Raw genomic sequence first — 8,405 nt, forward strand, 5'->3', positions numbered from 1 at the left:
ATTTCAGAGATAGTGACTGACCATAATTAATTACTTTGTTGAATGAATCGCATCTTGTATTTTCTCCAGACTAGGAATAGACAGGGTGTCGTCAGAAGTCATGACTAAAGTAAATAAAAGATCCATAATCAGCATTTGTGCCAGTCTTCTTGTATATATCCCCATGTTTTTATATTTCAGCTCCTCAGTAGTAGCGATAAGTGTGTAGTCGGCGACTTTAACTAAAGAGGTATTATTGAAACTAGTTATCACGATAATAGGCACATTGTTTTTATTCAAAATATTCGCAATTCTGAGAATATCAGAATTTTCTCCGCTGTGGGATACGATGATTGCACAACTTTCCTTCGTAAGCTTTCCGGCTTTAAGTAATTGCATATGATAATCTAAGTTGAATTCAACCTCTAAAGGAGAGCGCAAAAATTTGTGGAATCCATCCAAAGCTACTGGCGCGGAGCCGCCGAGCCCAAAGAAAACCACTTTTTTTGAATTTATTAAGACATTAACTACTTGTTGCAATTGCTCATAATCAATCAGGCTAGCGGTAGTAGATAAAGACTGAGTAGAAACCTCTAAAACTTTTTCAGCGATTGCTTGAATACTATCTTCTTCATATATTCCTTCAAAAATTTTTTTCTTCGAACTATTGGATAAAAGAACAGTCAGCTCTTTGAATCCGGACAAACCAATCTTCTTTGAAAAAAGAAAAACAGTTGATTCGGCGACGCCACAAATTTCAGAAATCTCAGAAATTGTTTTGTTTTTAGCCTCTTCTGGACTTTTCAATAAGTAATCAGCGATGCGCTTTTCCTTTTTTGTCATTGTTGGATAGTTTGTTTGGATAACGCTTTCTAAGTACACCATATTTCTCCTCCTGAATTAAAATCGAAAAAATTCGATTAATTGTATTTACTTTTCGAAAAAATTCTATATAATAAAAATATATTTATTAATCGGTGCTCAAAATAAAAAAATTTCATTTTTAGTATATCACACTTTCATCGATGATTAAATTTTTCAAAAAATAGGGGGAAGCAAGATGACAGAAATAGGTTTGGTAAGAGTAGATAGTCGGTTGTTGCATGGACAAGTAGTTACTCGTTGGATTGGTCAAGTCGGCGCGAGAGAGGTCATCATTTTTGATGATGAGTTGTCACAGGATGAATTTATGATCGAAGTATTCAAAATGGCTGCACCAAGCGGTGTAAATCTGATCGTTAAATCAGTAAACGATGTAGAAAATACTTTGAGTGAGCGGAATTTAAAACACACTATTATTCTTTTTAAAAATATTCCTATGCTACTCAAAGGAATGAAAGCGAATACAAAAATAAACAGAATTCAGATTGGCGGTATTGGTGGAGGTCCAGGCAGAGTAGTTGTGTTCAAGAATATCACTTTGACAAAAGATGAATATGATGAATTGCAAAATTTGGTTTCGGAAGGTATCCATGTTTATCTTCAAACAGTGCCCGAAGAAAAGGAAGTTGGTCTTAAAGATATAGAAAATAAATTTAAATAGGAGGAAAGAGCATGACAATTTTTCAGGCAATTATTTTAGGAATTCTATTTTGTTTTTGTCGTATGGGGATTTTGTACACTTGGCCTAAAAATATTCCTTTATTTGGGGCACTGTTGATTGGAATCGTATTAGGCGATGTTCCGCAGGCCATGATTATCGGAGCAGCGATCCAAGCCATTTATATGGGAGTAATTCAACCCGGAGGAAATATTCCCACAGACCAAGTATTAGCTACGTTTATTGCGCTTCCGATTGCGATCCAAACGAATTTATCACCTGAGGTTGCTGTTACTTTGGCGGTACCAGTTGGATTATTGGGAGTTTTACTAGATTATATTCGCAGAACTGTCAATGCTGCTTGGGTTCACATGGCAGATAGTTATGCCGAAAAGGCCAATACTAAAGGGATTATGCGGGCGCATTTTCTATATCCGACCTTATCGCTTATTTTCATATACATTATTCCAGTAGCCATAGCGATCTATTTAGGACCAAATGCCGTAAAAAGCTTTATGGACATCATACCTGATTGGATCATGACCGGTCTTCAGGTTGCAGGTGGAATTCTTCCGGCTTTAGGGTTCGCAATCACAATTTCTGTTATAGGTAAAAAAGGAATCCTGCCATATTTCATCTTGGGATTCTTCTTATTCCAATACGCGCAGCAAGTAAACACTATTGCTTTCGCGTTGCTAGGAATCTTTATGGCATTTCTGCACATCACATTTACTAAACCAAATTCATCTGAGGAAGCGGGGATCTTATAATGAGTGAAAATCAGGTAGATACAAAGAAATTATTAACAAAAAAAGATATTCGACGTTCATGGATGCTTTGGCTAGGTACTTGTGAATTATCTAATTCATTTGAACGACTGCAAAGCTTATCGTTTGTCGGCTGTCTCGCACCAATTTTGAAAAAGCTGTACAAAGACGATGAAGAATTAAGCTTAGCTTTTAAAAGACATTTAACTTTTTTTAATACTGAGGGTATCTGGGGGAGCTTGATCCACGGAATCGTGATAGCGATGGAAGAGGAGAGAGCGAAAGGCGAAGATATTTCAGATGATATGATTACTGGTCTGAAAACAGGCTTCATGGGTCCGTTGGCTGGTATCGGAGACACTGTGGATTGGGGAACAATTCGACCAATTGTTATTGGATTATTTTTACCTTTAGCTTCTGCCGGAAGCTGGATTGCCGGATTAGGACCATTTATTGTGGTCAGCCTCATTACCTCGTCAATTAGCTACTATTTATGGCACTTAGGCTACAAGGTAGGACGGAAAAGTATCCTGCAAGTATTGAAGGATGGTCGTATTAATCAATTCATTATGGCATCGAGTATTTTAGGAATGTTTATGATGGGAATCCTTTCTTCGCAGTATGTAAAGCTGGAACTGAAGCCGTTTCTCATGGTGAATGGGGAAAAGACCACGATTCAATCCTATGTTGATCAGATTCTTCCAGGACTTTTACCAATAGCGGCTGTATTCGTTTTGTACTATTTAATTAAGAAAAGAAATGTTAAGTATACGACGATTTTATTGGGTGTATTGGTCTTTTCATTACTAGGGGCACTTGTCGGATTATTTTAGGAGGAAATTATGCAGCCACATGTAAAAAACACAATTTATGAAAATGTTGAAGAGAATAAATCGGATTTAGTCCAAATCAGTGAGTTTATCCATGAAAATCCTGAGTTGGGTTACAAAGAATTTAAAGCAGTAGAAAAATTAACAAGCTATCTAAAGGACAAAGAAAATGAAGTTAGTATGCCATTCGGAGGGTTGGATACATCTTTTAGAGCAACTCATATACAAGGTGGGGGAGAAAAACATATTGCTGTATTAGCAGAATATGATGCACTACCTAAGTTAGGACATGCTTGCGGCCATAACATTATCTGCACATCTGCTTTAGGGGCCTATTTAGCTGCAAAGAGAGCTATGGAAAAATTTAACATTTCGGGAAAAGTTTCTATCATAGGGACTCCCGCAGAAGAAGGTGGTGGCGGGAAAATAAGATTATTAGAAGCGGGGGCCTTTGAAGATGTAGATGCTTCGTTAATGGTTCACCCGACCTCTGGAACCACTCGAATAGCTGGGAGGTGCACCACCACCTATTCATTTACGATCGAATTTTTTGGGAAATCTGCGCATGCTGCCAGTCAGCCGTTCAAAGGAATTAATGCCTTAGATGCAGCAAATCTGTTCTTCAATGCTATTGGATTTTTACGTCAGCAGGTAACATCGGATGTGCGTATGTCTGGATATATAGTGGACGGTGGGACTGCCAGCAATGTAATTCCCGACTATACCAAAATTCAATATAGTATTCGCTGTATGGAAGATCAAGAAATGTCTAACCTAGTTGAAAGAGTTAAAAGTTGTATTCAAGCCGCTGCTTTGGCAACTGGATGTGAGGTAAATATTAATGAAGAGAAGGGCTATGCAGCACGGACTTTTAGTGAAACATTAGGGAATATTTGCCGCGCCGCCTTAGAAGAACAAGGAGAAAAAGTTTTATCAGGATTTCCAGATGACTTTGGATCGACTGATTTTGGAAATGTCAGTCAAATAATTCCAACAACTAATCCATATTTTAGTTTAAATGAAACAAGAGTCTCTCTTCATACACCAGAGTACGAAAAACTAGCAAATCAACCAATTAGTCACATAGCGATTGAGCGCTCCGCAAAAGCGATGGCCTGTACAATAGTTGAATGCTTTTTAGACGATTCGATTTTAGAACGAGCCAAATCAGAACAAACAAATGAAGTCAGTGTAGATATGAGACCAAGATAAGGGAAGTGATAAAATGATCGCAATACTCGTTGGCAGTCACGGAAACTATGCAAAAGAAGCATTGAAAAGCGCTGAAATGGTAATTGGTGATCAAAGCAATACAGCTTCTTTCACACTCACAGAGACAATGGACTTAGCAATGACCATAGAAGAGGCTCAAAACGCCTATCATTCATTGGATAATGAAGCGGGTACATTGATCTTGACAGATATTGTCGGAGGAACACCTACAAATGTTGCTACGGTTCTAAAAAAGAAAGAAGAGAATGTTTCTTTGTTGGCTGGCTTCAATATGCCTTTACTGTTGGAGGCCTTGTTAAACAGAGAAAAGGAGTTAGACGATCTAGTTTACTATTTAAAAGAGCTGTTTGAAGATACATTAACAGAGATCAATTGAGATGGAATGATGACTGGTTCCTTTGATGGTTTTGTAGCAAAGAGTAGAGACTGAGCAAAAATGGTCTCTATTCTTTTTTACTTTTTTTGTCACGTCTATTGAAGGTGTTTAAAGATCAAGGCGGTGAAGTATTTCGCTAGGTTAAAAGTTCCTTGACAACCATTTTCCCCAAATATACAATTTCCTTAGCATGGAATGAATTCGTTTTCACAAAGATGGATTTTGAAAGGGGATAAAATGAACATGAAGGATGAAGTAGTTTATAGAAATCCAGTTCCAGAAGATGCGGAGGAGATTGTCGCATTTTATAATCGTGTGGGTGGCGAGACCACTTATTTGAGCTTTGTAGAGAACGAGTATCCACTCAATGTGGAGGAGCAGAAGGCGAATATTATAAGTACCGACCAGCAGCCGAATTCAGTCATGATCTTAGCGATAGTGGCAGATCAGATCATCGGTCTCGGAACTATTACTTCTGGTAGTAAAATCAAGGCAAGACATTGCGGGGAGCTAGGCATCGTAGTGACCGAAAAGTTCCAAGGAAAAGGGATCGGCAGTGAATTGATCCGACGAATGATTGAGTGGTGTAAATCAAATGGCATTACCACCAAAATTCAGCTTGATACTAGAAAAGATAATACAATGGCGGTGGAATTGTATAAAAAATTTGGTTTCCAAATTGAAGGGGAATTGAAGAATACGACATTGATTGATGGCAAATATTACGATCTCTATGTGATGGGTCTGATGCTGTAAGGATCTTTTTAAGAAAATTGGATTCATTAAAAAAACGTGTAATGCAGTTTCCCAACAGAGTAGGGGGAGCTGCTTACACGTTTTTTTACTTTTGGATAATCAGATAAGTCTCGTATGCTGTTTTCTAATCTAAAAATTAATTCATTTTGCCTTGTTAAAGTGCTTGTGGATCAAGAAAAGAAACCATTACATAGTATCGAAGAATGGAATCAATAATTTTTATTTTCTACCAAAAGATTTATTTTGTGTAATATCGAGGTGTATTTTTCATAATCACTAAGTAGAACACCCATGTAAAGCATGTCAACCAGCGATAGTAAAGACATTCTAGAAATCATTGTTTCACTATAGAATGTTGTTTCATGATCACCGGTCAATAAATCAATATCAGCATATTTCGCAATGTGAGAAGCCTTATAGTTAGTTAAGGCGATGGTGGTTGCACCGGCTTCTTTAGCGATTTTCAAAGTATCAACTGCGAAATCTAGAGCAATACTGCTAGAAGTACCAAGACCAAAAATCTCTATTCGATTTGCATTTACGATACAATTCACAGCTTTTTGATAAGCCTCGTAGTCGAATATTTTCATGGTATCTTCTAATCCCTTGATGGAAGAATTAACAATTTTTTGTGGAATATCTTCCAAATTGTCTCTAGGAGAAATGTTCAGATCGACGAATTTTTGATTATGGGAATTTTCCAGCGAGGACTCACTTCCCCAATCTCTTAAGATTTGTGACTTGAAATCACTAAAGCCGTCAAAGCCGATTGCTTTTGTAAACCTGACCACGGATGGATCGCTAGCATTATTCCAAAGAATCTTAAGATGATGGCGGTAAAACGTGAGGACTTTGAGTAGAATTTAAAGCAGTTCAGGTAAATGATCAGATGGATAAGGAATCGCCCGATATTGTTGGGGTGATTCCTTTTTTAATAATCGGATAGGCTACTAACGAGTGTTTATGACTTGATAAGTGTAGTAAAAATACGAGTATAAGCTAAACTGTTTGTATACTACCTTAGATTTTTTCCTAACGAATGGGTAGATATACATATTAGTTAGAAGTATAGAAAGCGTTTACTATAAAGGTGTAAAGGATGTGATTCTTTTTGAAAGAGAAATATTTAAGGTTGATCGCTATGCTGCAAGAAGAGCACAAATATATCAAAGGAAAGGAGATAGCTAAAAGATTAGGTATTTCTGATCGAAGCGTCCGCAATTATGTAAAAGATTTGAATGAAAACTATTTAATTGATTCTAAAATACTCACTAACAAGAACAAAGGGTACATCCTTACCGGAGCAGTGGAAGATATTAAGGTTAGTGAGCATTTTGAGTTCGAGGAGAGAATGTTTTTTATAGTCAAATTTTTACTTGATGCTGATGATTGGATTACGTATGAAGAAATTGCTGAATCGTTATACTTTTCAAATCAAACCATCCGTTTAGATGTGATTAAGATTCAAAAAATGATGGAGACGCAGTTTCAAAATTTAAGAATCGAAAGTGTCATTTTTAAAGGAGTCAGGCTAAAGGGAAGTGAAATTGAAAAAAGATTGCTTTTAGAAAGCTTGTCGAAAATCACGACTCTTAATAAGAGCAGCTTTACTGATTCCTTGGCTTATCATTTTAAGGATTGGGTAACGCGTGAATCTCTAGAAGAGCTGATGACTTTTTTTCAGGAGAAATATTCAAGTTTACAAATTCCCGATAACTCTGAAACGACTGTATCTATTCTGTCTTATTTGATTATTTCAGTCCGAAGAATCTCTCAAAATCATTTTTGTGATTATAGTTTTGATTCTTTGGATCTAGTTGAAATTGAAAGCACCAAAGAATTTGAAGCTGCAAAATCAATTATGTATGACTATGGCAATCAATCGAAAATAATTATTCCAGATGTAGAGATCATTTATTTCAGTTTCTATTTAATTAGTCAGCGATTGATGATTTCAGCAAGTGACGATCACAAATTTACCGTACCACAGGAGTTAAGAAGCGGCGTTAAAAATTCGTTGAAGGTTCTTGAGCGAATTTACTCAATGGAGCTTTCTGAGGATGAACAGCTGTATTCGGGATTATTGATGCATCTAGCAAGAGATATGTACCCATTAATGTTCAATTTCTATATAGAAAATTCCTTTATCACGACAATCAAAAAAGAATTTATTCAAGGATATTATATGGCTGTGAGTTTTGCGAACGATTTAAAGAAGTCTATCCATTTACAGTTGCCAGAAAATGAAATCGGCTACATAGCGATTCATTTTGCCTCCTTCATAGAACGCTGTAAAACAAAAAACGTTAAGATTGTCATTCTTTTAGGACGACATCAATCGATCGGCTATTTATTGAAAAAGGAGTTAGAGCGAAGATATTCAAACGCCTCAATAAAAACGATGATCAGTCAAGGAACTAAGAGCGATAATCAAAGCCTTTCAAACTTTGATTTGATCATATCCTTTGGTCCAATAATGATTGAACAGTCCAACATGATAGTGATAAATGGCACTCCAGCTGAAGAAGATTATCAAGAGATAGACAAACTAATGAGAAAAATGAACTATGTTTTCGGAACGAAGATCGATTTTTTCACCAAAAAAAGATTTCAGGACAAAGAAGAGCTTCTTCTAGGACTATTAACCGGAATTGAAGCGCCTGAAATGCTGGAGAGTATTCTGGAACGAGAAGAATTTTCATCAACTGATATTAGTGATGGTATCGCTATTCCACACCCGCTACTAACTAGTAGATTTGAAAAAACGAAGATAGCGGTAACTATACAAGAAAAGCCAATCGATTGGGGAAGTCAATTTGTAGATTTGATCATCATGATCGTACCAGGTAAAAATGATCAGAAAAATACTAGCAGAGTAATGGAAGAAATATACAACATTATAAAGGATCCGGAATTATTAATAG

The 8,405-nt window shown here is 36.6% G+C and carries 9 protein-coding genes; 7 read left to right on the forward strand and 2 right to left on the reverse strand.

All coding sequences use genetic code 11. The features are described from left to right. Nucleotides 1–30: 30 nt before the first annotated feature. Entirely contained in the window at nucleotides 31–864 is an 834-nt protein-coding gene (locus A5875_RS22145; RefSeq protein WP_088935718.1) for a MurR/RpiR family transcriptional regulator, read from the reverse strand. 175 nt (nucleotides 865–1,039) lie between these two features. Here A5875_RS22145 and A5875_RS22150 point away from each other — a divergent pair, with 175 nt between their 5' ends. From A5875_RS22150 to A5875_RS22175, 6 genes are all read left to right on the forward strand, one after another. After that, complete coding sequence (locus A5875_RS22150; RefSeq protein ID WP_088935719.1) at nucleotides 1,040–1,522, forward strand: PTS sugar transporter subunit IIB; 483 nt, start codon at nucleotides 1,040–1,042, stop codon at nucleotides 1,520–1,522. Nucleotides 1,523–1,533: 11 nt separating this feature from the next. Continuing rightward, the gene (locus A5875_RS22155; protein ID WP_088935720.1) at nucleotides 1,534–2,289 is read left to right on the forward strand and encodes a PTS mannose/fructose/sorbose/N-acetylgalactosamine transporter subunit IIC; all 756 of its coding nucleotides are present in this window, start codon (nucleotides 1,534–1,536) and stop codon (nucleotides 2,287–2,289) included. Then, nucleotides 2,289–3,119, forward strand: a complete 831-nt coding sequence (locus tag A5875_RS22160; protein ID WP_088935721.1) for a PTS system mannose/fructose/sorbose family transporter subunit IID — start codon at nucleotides 2,289–2,291, stop codon at nucleotides 3,117–3,119. Before A5875_RS22155 ends, A5875_RS22160 begins: the two co-directional genes overlap by 1 nt. 9 nt (nucleotides 3,120–3,128) lie before the next feature. Further along, the gene (locus tag A5875_RS22165; protein ID WP_088935722.1) at nucleotides 3,129–4,328 is read left to right on the forward strand and encodes a M20 family metallopeptidase; all 1,200 of its coding nucleotides are present in this window, start codon (nucleotides 3,129–3,131) and stop codon (nucleotides 4,326–4,328) included. Between the two features lie 13 nt (nucleotides 4,329–4,341). After that, on the forward strand, nucleotides 4,342–4,725 hold the full coding sequence (locus A5875_RS22170; protein ID WP_088935723.1) for a PTS sugar transporter subunit IIA: 384 nt from the start codon (nucleotides 4,342–4,344) through the stop codon (nucleotides 4,723–4,725). Between the two features lie 243 nt (nucleotides 4,726–4,968). Then, nucleotides 4,969–5,481, forward strand: a complete 513-nt coding sequence (locus A5875_RS22175; protein WP_242551094.1) for a GNAT family N-acetyltransferase — start codon at nucleotides 4,969–4,971, stop codon at nucleotides 5,479–5,481. A gap of 209 nt (nucleotides 5,482–5,690) precedes the next feature. Here the strand turns inward: A5875_RS22175 and A5875_RS22180 are convergent, their stop codons facing one another. Further along, nucleotides 5,691–6,128 carry a MurR/RpiR family transcriptional regulator gene (locus A5875_RS22180; protein WP_176244782.1) on the reverse strand — a complete coding sequence of 146 codons (438 nt, stop codon included), beginning with the start codon at nucleotides 6,126–6,128 and terminating at the stop codon, nucleotides 5,691–5,693. 464 nt (nucleotides 6,129–6,592) lie between these two features. On the opposite strand from A5875_RS22180, the gene A5875_RS22185 reads away from it, so the two are divergent. Next, nucleotides 6,593–8,405 (forward strand): BglG family transcription antiterminator (locus A5875_RS22185; RefSeq protein ID WP_088935726.1); only part of this gene is annotated, 1,813 nt, incomplete at its 3' end.

It is taken from the genome of Enterococcus sp. 3H8_DIV0648, assembly GCF_002140655.1.
GTDB lineage: Bacteria > Bacillota > Bacilli > Lactobacillales > Enterococcaceae > Enterococcus_A > Enterococcus_A hulanensis.